This is a genomic window from Streptomyces sp. NPDC029164 (genome assembly GCF_055563995.1).
Map to the genome: position 1 here is coordinate 12,140 of NZ_JBVHWW010000024.1, position 18,675 is coordinate 30,814.

General features: G+C 71.4%; 19 protein-coding genes. 14 read left to right on the plus strand and 5 right to left on the minus strand.

Features of this window, described 5'->3' with window-relative positions; all coding sequences use genetic code 11:
• The first annotated feature begins 312 nt into the window (after nt 1-312).
• The 3 genes from allB (at nt 313) to ACZ4VT_RS22970 (ending at nt 3,504) form a co-directional block, all read left to right on the plus strand.
• Nucleotides 313-1,647: an allantoinase AllB gene (gene allB / locus ACZ4VT_RS22960; RefSeq protein WP_467952384.1), complete on the plus strand. Its 1,335-nt coding sequence runs from the start codon at nt 313-315 to the stop codon at nt 1,645-1,647.
• A 2-nt stretch (nt 1,648-1,649) separates the two neighbouring features.
• Nucleotides 1,650-2,762 (plus strand): allantoicase, encoded by a 1,113-nt coding sequence (alc, locus tag ACZ4VT_RS22965; RefSeq protein ID WP_467952228.1) that lies wholly within the window; start codon nt 1,650-1,652, stop codon nt 2,760-2,762.
• A gap of 265 nt (nt 2,763-3,027) precedes the next feature.
• Nucleotides 3,028-3,504 carry a pyridoxamine 5'-phosphate oxidase family protein gene (locus ACZ4VT_RS22970; RefSeq protein WP_467952230.1) on the plus strand — a complete coding sequence of 159 codons (477 nt, stop codon included), beginning with the start codon at nt 3,028-3,030 and terminating at the stop codon, nt 3,502-3,504.
• 333 nt (nt 3,505-3,837) lie between these two features.
• Here ACZ4VT_RS22970 and ACZ4VT_RS22975 read toward each other — a convergent pair whose 3' ends face one another.
• Entirely contained in the window at nt 3,838-4,569 is a 732-nt protein-coding gene (locus tag ACZ4VT_RS22975) for an SDR family oxidoreductase (protein WP_467952231.1), read from the minus strand.
• A 185-nt stretch (nt 4,570-4,754) separates the two neighbouring features.
• Between ACZ4VT_RS22975 and ACZ4VT_RS22980 the strand changes: the two genes are divergently transcribed.
• On the plus strand, nt 4,755-5,369 hold the full coding sequence (locus ACZ4VT_RS22980; RefSeq protein ID WP_467952233.1) for a dihydrofolate reductase family protein: 615 nt from the start codon (nt 4,755-4,757) through the stop codon (nt 5,367-5,369).
• A 1-nt stretch (nt 5,370) separates the two neighbouring features.
• Here ACZ4VT_RS22980 and ACZ4VT_RS22985 read toward each other — a convergent pair whose 3' ends face one another.
• Nucleotides 5,371-5,742, minus strand: coding sequence for a hypothetical protein (locus ACZ4VT_RS22985; RefSeq protein ID WP_467952235.1), 372 nt, complete (start codon nt 5,740-5,742; stop codon nt 5,371-5,373).
• Between the two features lie 133 nt (nt 5,743-5,875).
• Here ACZ4VT_RS22985 and ACZ4VT_RS22990 point away from each other — a divergent pair, with 133 nt between their 5' ends.
• Complete coding sequence (locus tag ACZ4VT_RS22990; RefSeq protein ID WP_467952236.1) at nt 5,876-6,793, plus strand: DMT family transporter; 918 nt, start codon at nt 5,876-5,878, stop codon at nt 6,791-6,793.
• Between the two features lie 63 nt (nt 6,794-6,856).
• Here the strand turns inward: ACZ4VT_RS22990 and ACZ4VT_RS22995 are convergent, their stop codons facing one another.
• Entirely contained in the window at nt 6,857-7,870 is a 1,014-nt protein-coding gene (locus tag ACZ4VT_RS22995; RefSeq protein WP_362805445.1) for a Gfo/Idh/MocA family protein, read from the minus strand.
• Between the two features lie 195 nt (nt 7,871-8,065).
• Here ACZ4VT_RS22995 and ACZ4VT_RS23000 point away from each other — a divergent pair, with 195 nt between their 5' ends.
• The 9 genes from ACZ4VT_RS23000 to ACZ4VT_RS23040 all read left to right on the plus strand — a co-directional run bounded on the left by ACZ4VT_RS23000 (nt 8,066) and on the right by ACZ4VT_RS23040 (nt 15,612).
• A complete protein-coding gene (locus tag ACZ4VT_RS23000) occupies nt 8,066-9,076 on the plus strand; it encodes a substrate-binding domain-containing protein (protein WP_467952237.1) in 1,011 nt (336 codons plus the stop codon).
• Nucleotides 9,073-10,107, plus strand: a complete 1,035-nt coding sequence (locus ACZ4VT_RS23005) for an ABC transporter permease (protein WP_467952239.1) — start codon at nt 9,073-9,075, stop codon at nt 10,105-10,107. Before ACZ4VT_RS23000 ends, ACZ4VT_RS23005 begins: the two co-directional genes overlap by 4 nt.
• Nucleotides 10,074-10,967: an ATP-binding cassette domain-containing protein gene (locus ACZ4VT_RS23010; protein ID WP_467952241.1), complete on the plus strand. Its 894-nt coding sequence runs from the start codon at nt 10,074-10,076 to the stop codon at nt 10,965-10,967. Before ACZ4VT_RS23005 ends, ACZ4VT_RS23010 begins: the two co-directional genes overlap by 34 nt.
• On the plus strand, nt 10,964-12,136 hold the full coding sequence (locus ACZ4VT_RS23015) for an ROK family glucokinase (protein WP_467952242.1): 1,173 nt from the start codon (nt 10,964-10,966) through the stop codon (nt 12,134-12,136). Before ACZ4VT_RS23010 ends, ACZ4VT_RS23015 begins: the two co-directional genes overlap by 4 nt.
• The gene (locus ACZ4VT_RS23020) at nt 12,133-12,726 is read left to right on the plus strand and encodes a hypothetical protein (RefSeq protein WP_467952244.1); all 594 of its coding nucleotides are present in this window, start codon (nt 12,133-12,135) and stop codon (nt 12,724-12,726) included. Before ACZ4VT_RS23015 ends, ACZ4VT_RS23020 begins: the two co-directional genes overlap by 4 nt.
• 46 nt (nt 12,727-12,772) lie before the next feature.
• Nucleotides 12,773-13,405 carry an MBL fold metallo-hydrolase gene (locus tag ACZ4VT_RS23025; protein ID WP_467952245.1) on the plus strand — a complete coding sequence of 211 codons (633 nt, stop codon included), beginning with the start codon at nt 12,773-12,775 and terminating at the stop codon, nt 13,403-13,405.
• Between the two features lie 30 nt (nt 13,406-13,435).
• On the plus strand, nt 13,436-14,221 hold the full coding sequence (locus ACZ4VT_RS23030) for an exodeoxyribonuclease III (RefSeq protein WP_467952247.1): 786 nt from the start codon (nt 13,436-13,438) through the stop codon (nt 14,219-14,221).
• A gap of 95 nt (nt 14,222-14,316) precedes the next feature.
• The gene (locus ACZ4VT_RS23035; protein WP_467952248.1) at nt 14,317-14,757 is read left to right on the plus strand and encodes a DUF6278 family protein; all 441 of its coding nucleotides are present in this window, start codon (nt 14,317-14,319) and stop codon (nt 14,755-14,757) included.
• Nucleotides 14,758-14,868: 111 nt separating this feature from the next.
• Nucleotides 14,869-15,612, plus strand: a complete 744-nt coding sequence (locus tag ACZ4VT_RS23040; RefSeq protein WP_467952250.1) for an amino acid ABC transporter ATP-binding protein — start codon at nt 14,869-14,871, stop codon at nt 15,610-15,612.
• A 26-nt stretch (nt 15,613-15,638) separates the two neighbouring features.
• Here ACZ4VT_RS23040 and ACZ4VT_RS23045 read toward each other — a convergent pair whose 3' ends face one another.
• Together ACZ4VT_RS23045 and ACZ4VT_RS23050 are read right to left on the minus strand one after the other, a co-directional pair.
• A complete protein-coding gene (locus ACZ4VT_RS23045) occupies nt 15,639-17,234 on the minus strand; it encodes a CocE/NonD family hydrolase (protein ID WP_467952252.1) in 1,596 nt (531 codons plus the stop codon).
• A gap of 133 nt (nt 17,235-17,367) precedes the next feature.
• Nucleotides 17,368-18,537, minus strand: a complete 1,170-nt coding sequence (locus ACZ4VT_RS23050) for a L,D-transpeptidase (protein ID WP_467952386.1) — start codon at nt 18,535-18,537, stop codon at nt 17,368-17,370.
• Nucleotides 18,538-18,675 lie beyond the last annotated feature (138 nt).

An 18,675-nucleotide genomic window follows, 5' to 3' on the forward strand; every position in this document is an offset into this window, starting at 1 on the left:
GCAAGGGAGCAGCCTACCCGGCGGCCGGCGTCGGTCCCAGTGCTGGGGTCGGGACCGTCGCCGCCGGTCAGAGGCGGTTTGTCCTGGTGGCGGACGTCCTCGGGAAGTTACCTGCCCGGTTCCCGGTGGTGGTAGCTGCATTCTGGATAGTGAAATCTTAATTCCATCCTGTGGAAACATCCAATCGCTGTCCCGGTGTGTCAGTGGTCCGTCCGGGCGCTCTTGACTGCTCCCGGATCGCCGTGAAGACTCCGTCAACAGAACGTTGAATTTCGCTCTGTGGAAGTAGATGGGGAGGTTCCGGTGGCCGACGTGGCTGTGGAACTGGTACTGCGCTCGACGCGCGTCATCACCCCCGAGGGGACGCGTGCCGCCTCGGTGGCCGTCGCCGGCGGGAAGATCACGGCCGTGCTGGCGTACGAGGCCGAGGTACCGGCCGGAGCCCGGCTGGAGGACTTCGGCGACGACGTCCTGCTCCCCGGCCTGGTCGACACCCACGTCCACGTGAACGACCCGGGCCGCACCGAGTGGGAGGGCTTCTGGTCGGCCACCCGCGCCGCGGCGGCCGGCGGTATCACCACGATCCTCGACATGCCGCTGAACTCCCTGCCCCCGACCACCACGACCGACAACCTGCGCGTCAAGCAGGAGGTCGCCCGCGCCAAGGCGCACGTGGACGTCGGCTTCTGGGGCGGCGCCCTGCCCGACAACGTCAAGGACCTGCGCCCGCTGCACGACGCCGGCGTGTACGGCTTCAAGTGCTTCCTGTCGCCCTCGGGCGTGGACGAGTTCCCCGAGCTCGACCAGGAGCAGCTGGCCACCTCCCTCGCCGAGATCACCGGCTTCGGCGGCCTGCTGATCGTGCACGCCGAGGACCCGCACCACCTCGACGCCGCCCCCGTCGTCCCCGGCCCCAAGTACGCCGACTTCCTCGCGTCCCGTCCGCGCGACGCCGAGAACACCGCGATCGGCAACCTGATCGCCCAGGCGAAGCGGCTGAACGCGCGCGTCCACGTACTGCACCTGTCGTCCTCCGACGCGCTGCCGCTGATCGCCGCCGCCAAGGCCGAGGGCGTCAAGATCACCGTCGAGTCCTGCCCGCACTACCTCACCCTCACGGCAGAGGAAGTACCGGACGGCGCCAGCGAGTTCAAGTGCTGCCCGCCCATCCGCGAGGCCGCCAACCAGGACCTCCTGTGGGACGCGCTCGCCGACGGCACCATCGACTGCATCGTCTCCGACCACTCGCCCTCCACCGCGGACCTGAAGACCAGCGACTTCTCCACCGCGTGGGGCGGCATCTCCTCCCTCCAGCTGGGCCTGCCCGCCATCTGGACCGAGGCGCGCCGCCGCGGCCGGACCCTGGAGGACGTAGTGCGCTGGATGTCCGCGGCCCCGGCCGCGCTGGCCGGCCTGGCGCAGAAGGGCGCGATCGAGGCCGGCCGCGACGCCGACTTCGCCGTGCTCGCCCCCGAAGAAACGTTCACCGTGGACCCGGCCGAACTCCACCACCGCAACCAGGTCACGGCGTACGCGGGCAAGACCCTGCACGGCGTCGTGAAGTCCACCTGGCTGCGCGGTACGCAGATCGCCGACCACGGCACCCCGACCGAGCCCACGGGCCTCCTCCTCGAAAGGCAGAACTGACAGTGGCGATTCCTTCCTTCACCGGCAACGCGAACCCGTACGGAGGCGGCGACCCGTACGCGGACTACCGCACCGCGGACTTCCCGTTCACCCAGTACGCGAACCTCGCCGCCCGTGAGCTGGGCGCCGGTGTCATCGCCGCCAACGACGAGTTCTTCGCGCAGCGCGAGAACCTCCTCATCGCCGAGGCCGCGCACTTCGACCCCGAGCACTTCGGCCACAAGGGCAAGATCATGGACGGCTGGGAGACCCGCCGCCGCCGCGGCGTCTCCGCCACCCAGCCCTGGCCGACCGCCGAGGACCACGACTGGGCGCTCGTCCGCCTGGGCGCCCCCGGCGTCATCCGCGGCATCGTCGTCGACACCGCCCACTTCCGCGGCAACATGCCGCAGGCCGTCTCCATCGAGGGCACCTCGGTCGACGGCGCGCCGACCCCCGAGGAGCTCCTCGGCGACGACGTGAAGTGGACCACCCTGGTCCCGCGCACCGCGGTCGGCGGCCACGCGGCCAACGGCTTCGAGGTGAGCACCGAGCAGCGCTTCACGCACCTGCGCGTCAACCAGCACCCGGACGGCGGCATCGCCCGCCTGCGCGTCTACGGCGAGGTCCTGCCCGACCCCAAGTGGCTCGCCGCGCTCGGCTCGTTCGACGTGGTGGCCCTGGAGAACGGCGGCTCCGTCCAGGACGCCTCCAACCGCTTCTACTCCCCGCCGACCAACACCATCAACCCGGGCCGCTCCCGCAAGATGGACGACGGCTGGGAGACCGCGCGCCGCCGCGACAACGGCAACGACTGGATCCGCTACCAGCTCGTCACCGAGTCCGAGATCCGCGCCGTCGAGATCGACACCGCGTACCTCAAGGGCAACTCGGCCGGCTGGGCCTCCCTCTCCGTCAAGACGGGCGAGGAGGGCGAGTGGACGGAGTTCCTGCCGCGCACCCGCCTGCAGCCCGACACCAACCACCGGTTCGTCCTGGACGCCCCGGCCGTCGGCACCCACGTACGGATCGACATCTTCCCGGACGGCGGCTTCTCCCGCCTGCGCCTGTACGGCTCCCTGACGGAGACCGGCGAGGCCGCGCTGGCCGCACGTCACCAGGAGCTGGGCGGCTGACGCCACCCCGTTCGACCGCCCCGGGAGCCGACACTCCCGGGGTCACGCACGGCCCGAGGGGGGGGGGGGGGGGGGGGGGGGGGGGGGCGTCTCCTTCCCCCGCCCCCCCCCCCCCTCCCCCCCCCCCCCCCCGCCCCCCCCCCCCCCCCCCCCCCCCCCCCCCTCGGCATTCCCCCCTGCCGTACGAACTCCCGTACAGGTGCGGCACAGTGGAGCGCGGCGGCTCCGCCCGGGGGCCGGCCGTGACGGACAGGAGCAGGCCCGCATGACGGAGCAGACCATCCAGGCCATCCCCCCGCAGCCGCGCCCGCACGAGGAGCGCCTCAAGGACACCCTGGCCCGCTTCGAGAACGACGTGGACGTGTGGGTCGCCACCGCCGACGCGGACGGCGTCCCCTGCATGGTCCCGCTCTCCTTCCTCTGGGACGACGGGACCTTCCTCGTCTCGACCCAGCGCACCAACCCCACCGCCCGCAACCTGATCGCGAACGGCCGGGTCCGCCTGGCCTTCGGCGTCACCCGGGACGTGGTCCTGGTGGAGGGCACCGCGACCACGCTGGAGCCGGCCGACCTCGCCCCGGCCGTACGGGAGGCGTTCGCGGCCCACACGGGCTTCGACCCGGGCGACTGCGCCCCGCCCTACCCGTACTTCCGGATCACGCCGGTGTGGATCCAGGCGTGGCGCGAGGTCAACGAGATCGCGGACCGCCAACTGATGACGGCCGGCCACTGGCTCCCGTGACGGGTTGGCCGCCGGTTGGCTGCGCCGCTTGGGCGGGGCCGGGGTGGGGGCCGGTTGTGCCGGGGTCGGGCGCGCGCCGGGGTGTCTCCTCGGGCGCCGAACGTGGCGGGGGGTCGGATTGATCGGCCTTGTTGTGTTCGGCGCCCTACGGGGACACCCCGACACACACCCGACCCCGTCCCAACCGGCAAGTTCATCCATCCGGCCTCGCCGCACTACTCCAGCCCCTCCGGCGTTTGAGGAGCGGGTCCGGGCGGAGCCCGGCGGGGTCTGGGGCGGAGCCCCGGTTGCGGCGCCGCACCGGAGACGGCGGCATCCCCAGGCGGGAGCCGACTAGGCGGCGTGGCCGCCGTCGACCGCGAACTCCGCCCCCGTCACGTACGCCGCCCCCGGCCCGGCCAGGAAGGCCACCAGGTCGGCCACCTCCCCCGCCGTTCCGAAGCGCCCCAGGGCGGTCATCGCCGCCTGCGGCTCCGCGTAGGGCCCGTCCGCCGGGTTCATGTCGGTGTCCACGGGCCCCGGGTGGACGATGTTCGCGGTGATCCCGCGCCCGCCCAGCTCCCGGGCGACCGCCTTCGTCAGCCCGATCAGCGCCGACTTGCTCATCGCGTAGAGCGTTCCGCCGGGCCCCGGCACCCGCTGGGTCATGCAGGTGCCGATGGTGATGATCCGCCCGCCCGGCCCCAGCTCGGCGGACGCGGCCTGCGTGGTGGCGAACACCCCGCGCACGTTGACCGCGAGCACCCGGTCCACGTCGGCCGCGGTCAGCGCCTCCAGGGGCCCGAGCACGCCCACACCCGCGTTGTTGACCAGCACGTCGAGCCGCCCGAATTCCCGCACGACCCGCCCCACGACCTCGGCGCCGGCCCCCGGATCCCCGGCATCGGCCCGCACCGCGAGCACCCGCCGCCCCAGCGCCTCGACCTTCCCGGCCACCTCGGTCGCGGCCGCCTCGCCGCTGACGTAGGTGAACGCGACGTCCGCGCCCTCCTCGGCCAGCCGCAGGACCGTCGCGGCCCCGATCCCCCTGCTGCCACCCGTCACCAGTGCCACTGTGCCGTCCATGACGTTCCTCCCTCGTTTGGCCACCAGTTGGTTGCGAGTTCAATCAAACCTCGGGTGGGTCGACCCCGCTGGCAGGATTCCGACCTCGCGTTCCCGCGCGGCGGTGTGCGTGGCGGCGCGATGAGGTTCCGGGGGTCCGGGAGTCTGCATTCGTGTAGGGACGACCGAGCTAGGAGCGCAGAGCCATGGGCAAGCTGACCCTGACCACCTTCGTGACCCTCGACGGCGTGATGCAGGCGCCCGGCGGGACGGAGGAGGACCGCCGCGGCGGATTCGAGTACGGCGGGTGGCTGGTGCCGTTCGCCGACGAGGGCATGCTGGAGTTCGTCAAGGACGTCTACGGGCGGACCGAGGCGTTCCTGCTCGGGCGGCGCACGTACGAGATCTTCGCCGGGTACTGGCCGCACCACGACGATCCGGCCGATCCCATCGCGGGCAACCTGAACCGGCTGCCGAAGTACGTGGCCTCCACCACGCTCAAGGAGCCGGCCTGGGGCCCGGTCACCGTGCTCGACGGGGAGCACCTGCAGAGCGAGATCGTCCGGGTCAAGGACACGCTGGCGGGGGAGCTCCAGGTGCACGGCAGCGGGCAGCTCGCCCAGTGGCTGCTGGCCCGGGACCTCGTGGACGAGCTGAACCTGCTGGTCTTCCCGGTGTTCCTGGGCGCGGGGCGGAAGCTGTTCTCGACCGGCGGGCTGCCGACCGCCTTCGAGGTGACGGACTCCCGTACGACCTCGGCCGGAACCTCCATCCACACCTACCGGCCGAAGGGGCGGGCCGCCTTCGGCACGTTCACCTGAGTCAGCGAGGGTCGAGCGCGAGCTGGACCACGCGGCCCTCGCGCAGGACCAGCAGGTCGGGGGCCTCGTGCTCGTAGTGGCGGATGCGGCCGACGGGGCCCGGCGGGCGGATGTGGGGGGCCACGAGCAGCAGGAAGTCCTCCAGGTCCGGGAGCTGTTCCGCGTGGACCTCCTGGCGGGCCGTCAGCGCCCAGCCGCCGTGTTCGGTCGGGGCGAACTCTCCGACGAGGACGCCCCGGACGCGCCAGGCCGGGCCGCGGGCGCAGAGGAGCCCGGTGTCCGGCTCCAGCTGGCGCCGGACCTCCGCGAGCACGGCTTCCGGCGTGGTGTCGAGCAGGTCGAACGCCAGGTCCAGGGCGTAGAGATCAGCCATGTGCCCGATGCTACGGGTCGGCGCGGGCGGCCCGGAAAGGGGTCGCCCGCCATGATCGGCTCCGGTAGCGTGCCCCCTGCACCTGTGCGAGCCGCCGATGTCTCCACCCCTCATGAGCTGTTGGAGACCTGCGTTGACCGTGCTCTCGCCCGCCGTCGCAACCCCCCGCCGGGCCGCCTGGCTCGCCGACCTGCCGGTCCTGGCCGTCGCCGTCGTCTGGGGCGGCAGCTACCTCGCCGCCAAGGGCATCACCACCACGCACACCGTCATCGCCGTGCTCGTGCTGCGGTTCGCCCTGGTCCTGCCCGTCCTCGTCGTCGCAGGCTGGTCGCGCCTGCGGGCCCTGACCCGGGCTCAGTGGCGCGCCGCCGGACTGCTGGGGCTCGTACTCGCCGGGATCTTCCTCCTGGAGACGTACGGGGTCGTCCACACCTCCGCCACCAACGCCGGGCTGATCATCAGCCTGACCATGATCTTCACCCCGCTCGCCGAGGCCGCGGTGCGGCGGCAGGCGCCCTCCACCGGATTCCTCGGGGCCGCGGCCGTCTCCGTGGCCGGGGTCGTGCTGCTCACCCAGGGCGCCGGGTTCAGCGCGCCCGGCCTCGGCGACCTGCTGATCCTCGGGGCCGCCCTCGCCCGGACCGTGCACGTCCTGCTCATGGCCCGGACCGAGGCCGTCCGGGACGCCGACGCGCTGTCGCTGACCACCGTGCAGCTCGGCGGCGCCGTACTCGTCTTCGCACTGCTGGCCGCCGTGCCCGGGACCGGGGCGAGCCCGTGGGCCGCCGCGGCCGGTTTCGGGGCCGCCGAGTGGGCCGGGCTGGCCTTCCTCTCCGTCTTCTGCACCCTCTTCGCCTTCTTCGTGCAGATGTGGGCCGTACGCCGCACCTCGCCCTCCCGGGTCAGCCTGCTGCTCGGCACCGAGCCGCTCTGGGCCGCCGTCGCCGGCATCGCCATCGGAGGGGAGGATCCGGGGCTCCTCGGTTACGTGGGCGCCCTCCTGGTCCTGGTCGGCACCGCCTGGGGCCGGCGCGCCGTGACCACCGCCTGAGGGTGGCCGGAAAGCGTCGCAGCCACAGGTGATCACCCGGCTTAGTGTGGCCCCGTGCCCCGCTTACAGAACCGGCAGGTCCGGGAGTTCCTCCAGCCGGACCCGCCGCCGCTCCCGGCGCGAGAGTTCGCAGGCCTCCGCGATCCGGAAGGCCGCCAGCGCCTCGCGGCCGTCGCACGGGTTGGGCCCCTCGCCCCGCACCAGCTGGATGAAGGCCGCGAGCTCGGCCTCGTACGCCGGGGCGAAACGTTCCAGGAAGCCGGTCCACGGCTTGCTCGCCGGCGGCGGGCCGTGCGGTTCGGTGGAGGCGATCGGCGTCCGGTCGTCCAGCCCCACCGAGACCTGGTCCAGCTCCCCGGCCAGCTCCATCCGTACGTCGTACCCGGCGCCGTTGCACCGCGTACCGGTGGCCGTGACCAGGGTTCCGTCGTCCAGGGTCAGCACGGCGGCCGCCGTGTCGATGTCGCCCGCCTCCCGGAACAGAGCGGGTCCCGCGTCCGACCCGGCCGCGTACACCTCGACCACCTCGTGCCCGGACACCCAGCGGACCATGTCGAAATCGTGGACCAGACAGTCCCGGTACAGCCCGCCCGAGGTCGCCAGGTACGCGGCGGCCGGCGGAGCCGGATCGGCCGTCATCGTCCGCACGGTGTGCAGCCGCCCCAGGGCGCCCGAACGGACCAGCTCCCGGGCCGTGCCGTAGCCCGCGTCGAAGCGGCGCATGAACCCCACCTGGAGCAGCCCGCCCGCGGCCCTCACCTCACGCAGCGCCGCCAGGGTCCGGTTCAGGTCAGGGGCCAGCGGCTTCTCGCAGAACACCGGCAGCCCGCCGCGCACCGCCCGTACGACGAGATCCGCGTGCGCCTCGGTCGCCGACGCCACCACCACGGCGTCCACGCCCCAGGTGAAGACCTGCTCGACCGAGGGCGCGGCAGTGGCCCCGAGCCGGTCGGCGAGGCGCGCCGCCCGCGCGGGATCGGCGTCCGCGAGCAGGAGCGAGCCCGCATCCCGGTGGCGGGCGAGCGCCGCCGCGTGGAAGGACCCGATCCGGCCCGTTCCGATGAGCCCGATGCGCATGCACTCAACCTGACCCCGTCGGCGGAACCTGTCAATCCGCCCGCGCATGTCAACCTGACCCCGAGTGCCCCGATGACCCTTCATGGTCGACTGTGGCGGATACTGAGCGGCTGGACCGGAATGGAGCCGTAATGACCGGATTGGTGACCGGCTCGACGGCGGACCGAATTGGTGACGAGGGAAGGGCGCGGCGACGTGGCTAGGGTTCGGACAGGGGTACGCGTCGTGGGCGCCGTGCTCGCGGCGGTACTGGGGGCCTCGCTCGCGGGCTGCAGCAGTACGGGGGGCAAGCGCGCCGAGGAGCGGGCGAAGGCCGCCGAGGCGGGCCGGCCCGCCGTCTCCACCCCGCGCTGGACCTTCGCGATGGTCACGCACGCGGGCGACGGCGACACCTTCTGGGACATCGTCCAGAAGGGCGCCAAGGAGGCCGCGGCGAAGGACAACATCAACTTCGTCTACGCCCACGACGACCAGGCTCAGCAGCAGGCGCAGTTCGTGCAGAACGCCATCGACCAGAAGGTCGACGGGATCGTCGTCAGCCTCGCCAAGCCGGAGGCCCTCAAGGACGTCATCGCCAAGGCCGTGAAGGCCGGCATCCCGGTGATCACGGTCAACTCCGGCTCCGCCCAGTCCGCGGCGTACGGCGCGCTGACCCACATCGGCCAGGACGAGGAGATCGCCGGCGAGGCGGTCGGCACCGAGCTGAACAAGCGCGGCCGCAAGAAGGCCGTCTGCGTCCTGCACGAGCAGGGCAACGTCGGCCACGAGCAGCGCTGCGCCGGGGCGAAGAAGACCTTCTCCGGCACGATGGAGAACCTGTACGTCGAGGGCACCAACATGCCGTCCGTCCAGGCGTCCATCCAGGCGAAGCTCCAGGCCGACCCCTCCGTCGACGCGATCGTCACCCTCGGCGCCCCCTTCGCCCCGACCGCGATCAAGGCGAAGGACGCGGCGGCCGCCAAGGCCGAGGTCGACACCTTCGACCTCAACGCCTCCGTGGCCCGCGACCTCAAGTCCGGGGCCCTCGGCTTCGCCGTCGACCAGCAGCCCTACCTCCAGGGCTACGAGGCCATCGACCTGCTCTGGCTGTACCGCTACAACGCGAACGTGCTCGGCGGCGGCCGCCCGGTGCTCACCGGCCCGCAGATCGTCACCGCCGCCGAGGCGTCCAAGCTGGAGGAGTTCATCAAGCGGGGCAGCCGATGAGCACGCCCGCCGCCGTCGACGAACGGCTCGCGCCCACCTCCGTCGTGCGCAAGCTGCTCGCCCGCCCGGAGCTTGGCTCCGTGGTCGGCGCCGCCGCCGTCTTCGTCTTCTTCTCCTTCGCCGCCCCCAGCTTCCTGCAGGCCTCCAGCCTGAGCACGATCCTGTACTCGGCCTCCACCATCGGGATCATGGCCGCGCCGGTGGCCCTGCTGATGATCGGCGGCGAGTTCGACCTCTCCGCCGGTGTCATGGTCACCACATCCGCACTGGTGAGCTCGATGTTCAGCTACCAGATGACGGCCAACATCTGGGTCGGCGTCGCGGTGTCCCTGCTGGTCACGCTGGCGATCGGCTTCTTCAACGGCTTCATGCTGACCCGCACCAAGCTGCCCAGCTTCATCATCACGCTCGGCACCTTCCTGATGCTGACCGGCCTGAACCTCGGCTTCACCAAGCTGATCAGCGGTTCCGTCTCCACCAAGACCATCGCCGACATGGAGGGCTTCTCCTCCGCGCGGGCCCTCTTCGCCTCGCAGTGGAACGTCGGCTCGGTCACCCTCAAGGTCACCATCCTGTGGTGGCTGGCCATCGTCGCCGTGGCCACCTGGATCCTGCTGCGCACCCGCGCCGGGAACTGGATCTTCGCCGTGGGCGGCGGGGCCGACGCGGCCCGCGCGACCGGCGTGCCCGTCGTGAAGACCCGTATCGGCCTCTACATGGGCGTCGCCCTGTGCGCCTGGATCTCCGGGCAGCACATCCTCTTCTCGTTCGACGTGGTCCAGTCGGGCGAGGGCGTCGGCAACGAGTTCCTCTACATCATCGCGGCCGTCATCGGCGGCTGCCTGATGACCGGCGGCTACGGCTCCGCCATCGGCTCGGCGGTCGGCGCCTTCATCTTCGGCATGACCAGCAACGGCATCGTGTACGCGCAGTGGAACCCGGACTGGTTCAAGTTCTTCCTCGGCGCGATGCTCCTGCTGGCCACGCTGCTCAACGCATGGGTCCGCAAGCGGGCGGAGGCACGGGCATGACCGGCGACGCACTCGTGAAGCTGACCGACGTCAGCAAGTACTACGGCAACATCCGCGCCCTCCAGGGGGTCTCCCTGGAGGTCTCGGCGGGCGAGATCACCTGTGTCCTCGGTGACAACGGCGCCGGCAAGTCCACCCTCATCAAGATCATCGCGGGCCTGCACCGGCACGACGCGGGCACCTTCGAGATCGAGGGCGAGGAGACCGTGCTCGCCAACCCGCGCGCGGCCCTGGACCGCGGCATCGCCACCGTCTACCAGGACCTCGCCGTCGTCCCGCTGATGCCGGTCTGGCGCAACTTCTTCCTCGGCTCCGAGCCCACCAGGGGACGCGGCCCCTTCCGCCGCCTCGACGTGCCCCTCATGCGCGAGACCACCCGCGCCGAGCTGCTGCGCATGGGCATCGACCTGCGCGACGTGGACCAGCCCATCGGCACCCTGTCCGGTGGTGAACGCCAGTGCGTGGCCATCGCCCGCGCCGTGTACTTCGGCGCCAAGGTCCTCGTACTCGACGAGCCCACCGCGGCCCTCGGCGTGAAGCAGTCCGGCGTGGTCCTCAAGTACGTCGCCGCCGCCCGCGACGCGGGCCTCGGCGTGGTCCTGATCACCCACAACCCGCACCACGCGTACCTGGTGGGGGATCGTTTCGTCCTCCTCAAGCGCGGCACCATGGCCGGCAGCCACACCCGCGACTCGATCACGCTCGACGAGCTCACCCGGCAGATGGCGGGCGGCTCCGAGCTCGACGAACTGAGCCACGAGCTGGAGCGAGTGGCAGAATCGGGGGCAGACGCCCCACCCGGCGCAGCCGACCCGGCTTCCCGTACCACCCCACCCAAGAGGGACGACACGACTCGATGAGCACGTACCGGGACTTCACGCTCACCCACCGGGGGTCGGCGCGAGGCACCGTCCTGCGGACCATCGGAACCCGTGAGCGCCGGTCACACCTGACCGCCCCGCGCGTGCCGACCGTCGGCATCGACATCGGCGGCACCAAGGTGATGGCCGGGGTCGTCGACGCCGACGGCATCATCCTGGAGAAGATCCGCACCGAGACGCCGGACAAGTCCAAGAGCCCCAAGGTCGTCGAGGACACCATCGTCGAGCTGGTGCTGGACCTCTCCGACCGGCACGACGTGCACGCGGTCGGCATCGGCGCCGCCGGCTGGGTCGACGCCGACCGCTCCCGGGTGCTGTTCGCACCCCACCTGGCCTGGCGCGACGAGCCGCTGCGCGACGCGCTCCAGTCCCGGCTCGCGGTCCCGGTCATGGTCGACAACGACGCCAACACCGCAGCCTGGGCCGAGTGGCGCTTCGGCGCCGGGCGCGGCGAGGACCACCTCGTCATGATCACGCTCGGCACCGGCATCGGCGGGGCCATCCTGGAGGGCGGCCAGGTCAAGCGCGGCCGCTTCGGGGTCGCCGGCGAGTTCGGCCACATGCAGGTGGTCCCCGGCGGCCACCGCTGCCCCTGCGGCAACCGCGGCTGCTGGGAGCAGTACAGCTCCGGCAACGCCCTGGTCCGCGAGGCCCGCGAACTGGCCGCCGCCGACTCCCCGGTCGCGTACAACATCATCGCCAGGGTCGGCGGCAACGTCCACGAGATCACCGGGCCGCTCATCACCGAGCTGGCCCGCGAGGGCGACGCCATGTGCGTCGAGCTGCTCCAGGACATCGGCCAGTGGCTCGGCGTCGGCATCGCCAACCTCGCCGCCGCCCTCGACCCCTCCTGCTTCGTCATCGGCGGCGGCGTCAGCGCCGCCGACGACCTGCTGATCGGCCCCGCGCGGGAGGCCTTCCGCCGCCACCTCACCGGCCGCGGCTACCGGCCGGAGGCCCGGATCGCCAAGGCCCAGCTCGGCCCCGAGGCCGGTATGGTCGGCGCCGCCGACCTCGCCCGGCTCGTCGCCCGGCGCTTCCGCCGCGCCACCCGCCGGCGGGTCGAGCGCTACGAACGGTACGAGCGCTACGCGCAGCAGCTGGGCCGGCGCGAACCCGCCGGCTCCGAGGACCAGGAAAAACAGTGACACCGCCCTCCCTGCCCCACCAGGCCCCCGCACCCGACGCGGACGCCACGCCGCCGCCCACCGCCGAGGACCGCACGCACGTGGTCAAGCGCCGCTGGATCACCGCGATCATCATCGTCCTGCTGATCGGCGTACCCGCGGGCTACCTCGCGATCTCCACCCAGCAGAGCCGCGAGAGCGGCCGCGACAAGGCCGCCAAGGTCGGCGCGTCCGAGGTGCGCCCCGGCTGGCCCTCCAAGGTGCAGCGCAGCATCTACGAGGTCCCGATCCCGCCGAAGGCCTGGCGGGTCGGGTTCCTGGAGACGAACAACTGGCGCACCAGCCGGCTGTTCACCGCGTTCGCGGTGACCCCGGAGGACCTGGACGCCTTCCTCGCCGCCGTCGGCACCAGCCGGGCCGGGCTGAAGCAGGGCGAGGTCTCGATCTCCGCGCACGACTCCGAGGTGGCCGGCTGGAGCTGGAGCCCGGAGGCCATCTGGTACGGGACCACCCTGGAACAGCCGGACCCGCGCCCCAGCCGGGACATCACGGTGGACCTCACCGACCCCGAGAAGCCCAGGGTCTACGTGGTCTCCACGACCACCCCCTGACCACGCCCACCCCTGACCGGGGCCGGTGCACCGCTAGCCTGGGATCATGAAGCTCACCAAGCGGCTGCACTCCTGCGTCCAGTTGGAGAAGGGCGGGCGCACGCTCGTCATCGACCCGGGCGCCTTCAGCGAACCGGACGCGGGCCTGGGGGCGGACGCCCTGCTGGTCACGCACGAACACCCCGACCACTTCGAGGAGGGCCGGCTGCGGGCCGCCCTCGACGCGAACCCGGCCGCCGCGCTGTGGACCCTGCGCAGCGTCGCCGACAAGCTCGCCCCCGCCTATCCGGGCCGGGTGCACACCGTCGGCCACGGCGACACCTTCACCGCCGCCGGGTTCGAGGTCCAGGTGCACGGGGAGCTGCACGCGGTGATCCACCCGGACATTCCGCGGGTCACGAACGTCGGCTACCTCGTGGAGGGTTCCCTCTTCCATCCCGGGGACGCCCTGACCGTGCCCGGGGTCCCCGTGGAAACCCTGATGCTCCCGGTGCACGCCCCCTGGAACAAGGTCTCCGAGGTGATCGACTACCTCCGCGAGGTCAAGCCGCGCCGGGCCCTCGACATCCACGACGCGTACCTCTCCGACATCGCCCGGCCGGTCTACGACTTCGCCCTGGACGCCCTGGGCGGCACCGACCACGGCCGACTCACCGCGGGGGACAGCACGGACCTGTGAGTGTCGGTGCCTGGAGGTAGGTTGGAACGCATGCGTATCGCCACCTTCAACGTCAACTCCATCACCGCCCGGCTGCCGCGTCTGCTGGCCTGGCTGGAGAGCTCCGGCACCGATGTCCTGTGCGTCCAGGAGACCAAGTGCTCGGCGGAGCAGTTCCCGCACGCCGAGCTGCGCGAGCTGGGCTACGAATCGGCCGTCAACGCCACCGGCCGGTGGAACGGCGTGGCCCTGCTCTCCAAGGCCGGCCTGGACGACGTGGTCCTCGGGCTGCCCGGCGGGCCCGACTACGAAGGGGTCCAGGAGCCCCGCGCGATCTCCGCGACCTGCGGCGGGGTCCGGGTCTGGTCGGTGTACGTGCCCAACGGCCGCGAGGTCGAGCACGACCACTACGGCTACAAGCTGGACTGGTTCCGCTCCCTGACCACGGCCATCGCGCAGGACGCGGCCGGCCCGCGCCCCTTCGCGGTGCTCGGCGACTTCAACGTGGCCCCGACCGACGAGGACGTCTACGACCCGGCCGTCTTCGCCGGCCTCACCCACGTCACTCCCGCCGAGCGGGCCGCCCTGGAGGCACTGCGCGCCGCCGGGCTCTCCGACGTGCTGCCGCGCCCCCTCAAGTACGACCGCCCGTACACGTACTGGGACTACCGCCAGCTCGCCTTCCCCAAGAACAGGGGCATGCGCATCGACCTGGTGTACGGGAACGAGCCCTTCACCAAGGCCGTCACCGACGCCTACGTCGACCGCGAGGAGCGCAAGGGCAAGGGCGCGTCCGACCACGCCCCGGTCGTCGTGGACCTCGACCTCGACCGGTAGGCCGCGACGGACCGCCCTCCCAGGCCGTCATCCGGGCCGGCCGATCCAGGCGCGCCCTGTGGCCAGCGGCGGATCCTGGTGCGACGCTGGGCGGTATGAACATCCCTTTCCTGGACAACTGGCTGAACCGGCGTGAAACGGAACAGGGTGCGGGACTCGCCTCCGCCCTCGCGGACGATCCCGAGGGCGTCGCCGAGCTGTTCTCGGAGTGCGAGATGCTGCGCGTCCACGCGCGGGCGGCCGGCCTCGAACTCGACGAGAGCCAGGGCTCCTTGGAGGCGCTGGACCAGCTGATGCCCCGCTGGCGCCGGGACCCGGAGGTGGTGCCCTGGCTCGGCAACGACGCGGGCTTCTACCTGGGGACCGTGATCGTGCGGACCGTCCCGGGGGCCGGCTGGCAGGTGTGGCCCAACGGCCAGCCGGTGATCCTGCTGGCCTCGGGCCGCGAGCTGAACGTGATCGAGTCGGGGGTGTCCTGGGCGATGACGGGATCCCCCGAACTCAGCCAGGCGTACGCCGAGGCCTCCGAGGGCTGACGCCCCGGCGCCCGCCGCATGGCGCCCGGCGTGTCGTGGCGAAGTGCCCTTGCGCGGCTGGATAGTTTGCGCTGACCTCGACACACCGACACCCAGTGGGCAGGGCAGCGCATGACCGTCGATCCGTTGATCGAGCTGCGGGACGTCAACAAGCACTTCGGACAGCTGCACGTCCTGCGGGACATCAACCTCACCGTCGGCCGCGGGGAGGTGGTGGTGGTCATCGGCCCCTCCGGTTCCGGGAAGTCCACCCTGTGCCGGGCGATCAACCGGCTGGAGACCGTCGAGTCGGGCACGATCCTGCTGGCCGGGGAGCCGCTGCCCGCCGAGGGCAAGGAGCTGGCCCGGCTGCGCGCCGAGGTCGGGATGGTCTTCCAGTCCTTCAACCTCTTCGCGCACAAGACCGTCCTGGCCAACGTCTCGCTCGCGCAGGTCAAGGTCCGCGGACGCGGGAGGGGCGAGGCGGACCGGCGCTCCCGGGAGCTCCTGGACCGCGTCGGCCTCGCCGACCAGGCGGAGAAGTTCCCCGCCCAGCTCTCCGGCGGCCAGCAGCAGCGGGTGGCCATCGCCCGGGCCCTCGCCATGGACCCCAAGGCCCTGCTCTTCGACGAGCCCACCTCGGCTCTCGACCCGGAAATGATCAACGAGGTGCTGGAGGTCATGCGGCAGCTCGCGCGCGAGGGCATGACCATGGTCGTCGTCACCCACGAGATGGGCTTCGCCCGCTCCGCCGCGAACCGGGTGGTCTTCATGGCCGACGGGCGGATCGTCGAGGACCGCACTCCGGAGCAGTTCTTCACCGCTCCGGAGAGCGACCGGGCCAAGGACTTCCTCTCCAAGATCCTCAAGCACTGAGGGGGAGGGGCGGCGGCAGCCGTGGATCACTGCTCGCGCAGCGGTACCGAGACGTAGGACGGATCGGAGCGCGGCGAGGAGAAGGCCAGCTGCGCCCCGCTGGGGTTGTGCTCGATGTACAGCGGGTCGACGGTGTCGATGACGAGGGCGAGCCGGTGGCCGGCGGGCACGTCGTAGGCGGTGGAGAAGAGCTCCAGGTCCACGCCGAACGCCCGGCCCGGCGTACGGCCGTGGAAGGTGTACGGGGCGTTGCTGACGAGCTTGCCGATGCCGAGCGGGCCGACGTCGTAGAGGTACGCGACGAAGGTGCCGTCGGCCTTGGTGGGCGTGACGGTGGTGTGCAGGCCGACGGTGCCGCGGATCCGGCGCGCCGTGTCGTAGCGCTCGGACTGCCAGACGGCGGCGAAGGCGCGGGGCAGCAGCGGTATCGAGGCGGTCGGGGGCGCCTTGACGAACTGGTCGAGGATGCTGGAGAGGAAGATGATCCCGCCGTTGGCGCCGGAGTCGACATTGGCGAAGAGGTGCTCGCTGTCGGAGAGCGCGAGTCTCTCGTTGCCGCCCGAGCCGACCGACTTCCAGTCGGCGTAGCCCTCGTAGCCCTCGTCGCTGCGGGACTTGATCTGCACCGGTGCCTCGGTGTCGATGCCGTTGCGCTCGCCCTTGAGGTAACGGTCGAACCAGCGGTGGGCGTTGGTCCAAGTGTCGTTGGGCAGGCCGAGCAGGCCGGTGCCCTCGGCGGTGGCGTGGTCCCCGGGGCGGAACTCCAGGCGCTTGGGGCCGGTCAGCCGCTCGTAGAACTTGGCGTACTGGTTGGGCGGGAAGATGGTGTCGCCCCAGGCGTTGCCGAGCATGACCGCGGCGCCGTTGGCGTTGATCCGGTCCACCTGCTCGGCGGCCGAGCGCTTCCTGCCCCACTCGATCATCTGCTGCTCCCGGTCCAGCCGGGAGCCGAGGAAGTCGCCGAGGATCGACTGGAGTTCGGGTCCGGGGCGGCCGGTGAGGTACCCGGCGGCGCCGAGCATCCCGGCGGCCTGGAGGTGCTGGGTGCGGCCGGAGTAGATGGACTCGATGAGGTCGGCCCAGCCGCTCATCGCGACCACGGCCTTGATGCGCGGGTCGTGCGCGGAGGCCAGCAGGCTGATGCCGGCGCCGTACGAGACGCCGCCGAGGCCGATGCGGTCCGGGTCGGCGGGGGAGTTGGCCAGGGCCCAGTCGATGACGGCGCTGACGTCGGCGATGTCCGGTGGGCCGGCCACCTCGATCTGCCCGCCGGAGAGCCAGAAGCCGCGGGAGGTGTAACTGACCACGACGTAGCCGGAGTCGGCGAGCTTCCTGGCCTGGGCGATGTATTCGATCTGGGGCATGCCCCAGCTGGTGGGCAGCACGATCAGCGGGTACTTCCGGCCGCTCACCGCACCGGCCGGGGTGAAGACGTTGCCCTTGAGGGTGATGCCGCCGGAGCCGGGAATGTCGTGGAAACGCAGTTCCGGCGAGGCCGCCGGGGCCTCGGCGGCGACTGCCGCGGCGGGGGCGGGAGCCGCCTGGGCCTGGTGGGGGGCCAGGCCCAGGGCGGCTGCCGCCAGCAGGGCCGCCACGGCTGCGGCGGTGGTGGTGCGTTCCATCAATCGCTCCTCGCGTACGCCGGGGTTGTCAAAGTGACCCGACGGTAACGGGAGGGGATTACTGGAGGTAACCCATGAGTAAGTTACGTGGTGGTAACAATTGAACGAGAGTCAGTGGACGGGCGGTTGGCGCTCAGCCGTTCTGCGGGGTCCCGTTCGCGGCGCTCTTGGCCTTCCAGGCGTCCCAGGTCAGGTTCCACTCGCCGTAGCCGTTGCCGATGTCGGCGTTGCCCTTGGAGCCCGAGCCCACGACCTCGAAGGGGTCGCCGATCTGGGACTGCGCGAAGAAGCCCTTGGCGTCCGTGTCGCTCATCCCCACGCAGCCGGAACTGCTGTTGGCGCGGCCGAAGTTGCCGCTGTTCCACGGCGCGGCGTGCGCGTACATGCCGGACCAGGTGAGCCGCATCGAGTAGTCGACCATCTTGTCGTAGGCGTCGTCCAGGCCCACCGTCTGGGAGTCCATCCGGATGGTGCCCTCCTTCGTCATGATCACCATCTTCCCGGACCAGGACGCCTTCTTGCCCCCGGGAGTGCCGGCCGAGATCGGGATCGTCTTCTGCGCCTGGCCGTCCTCGGTCACCGACATCTTCTTGGTGTCGAGGCTGACCTCGATCCGGCGGTCCTTGCCGATCTTGAACTCGGTGTTGTAGTCCTTGGCGAAGAGGCCGCCGCCCTTGCCGGAGTCCACGCCGTTCAGGTTCATCTCGACCTTCACGTCCGTGCCGGACTTCCAGTACTCCTTGGGCCGCCAGTCGACGCGGTCGTTGCCGGAGTAGTCCTTGATCCAGCCCCAGGAGCCCTCGGTGTTGTTCGAGGTGGTGACCTTGAGCTGCTTCTCCACCTCGGCCTTGTTCGTCACCGGGTTGTCGAAGACGATCGACACCGGCATCGCCACGCCCACCGTGCTGCCCTTGGGTATGTTGATCGAGACCTTGTTCACCTTGTCGGCGGCGCTGGTCTTGAACTGCGTGGTGGCGCTCTGGCTCTCGGTGTTCTGAGCCTCCACCTTGTACTCCGAGCCGGGCGCCGCGTTGCGCTCCGAGGTCCAGGTCCTGCCGTCGTCGGCTATCTTCCCCGGCAGCTCCGCGCCCTTCGCGTCGGTCACCTTCACCTGGGCCAGCTTGCCTTCGGCGACGGTCACCGTGACGGGCTGGCCCGCCTTGACCTGATCGCCCGTGAGGTTCACCGAGACCGCCATGTCGGCCTTGGGCTTCATCTCCGCCTTGCCCGTCGCGCCGCTCCCGCTGTCGCTCCCGCCCGAGCAGGCGGTCAGTGCGGCGGCCAGAAGTGCGGTACCGGCCATGGCGGTGCGGCGTGTGCGGCTCAACTTAAACCCCTCCCAAGGATTAACCGTTCGCAAACCTAGATGCGAACAAGGCGACTCTAGGTTGCGTAATCCGCCGAAAATGTCGTCCCGCCGCTTGTGACATGGACCGCAGCA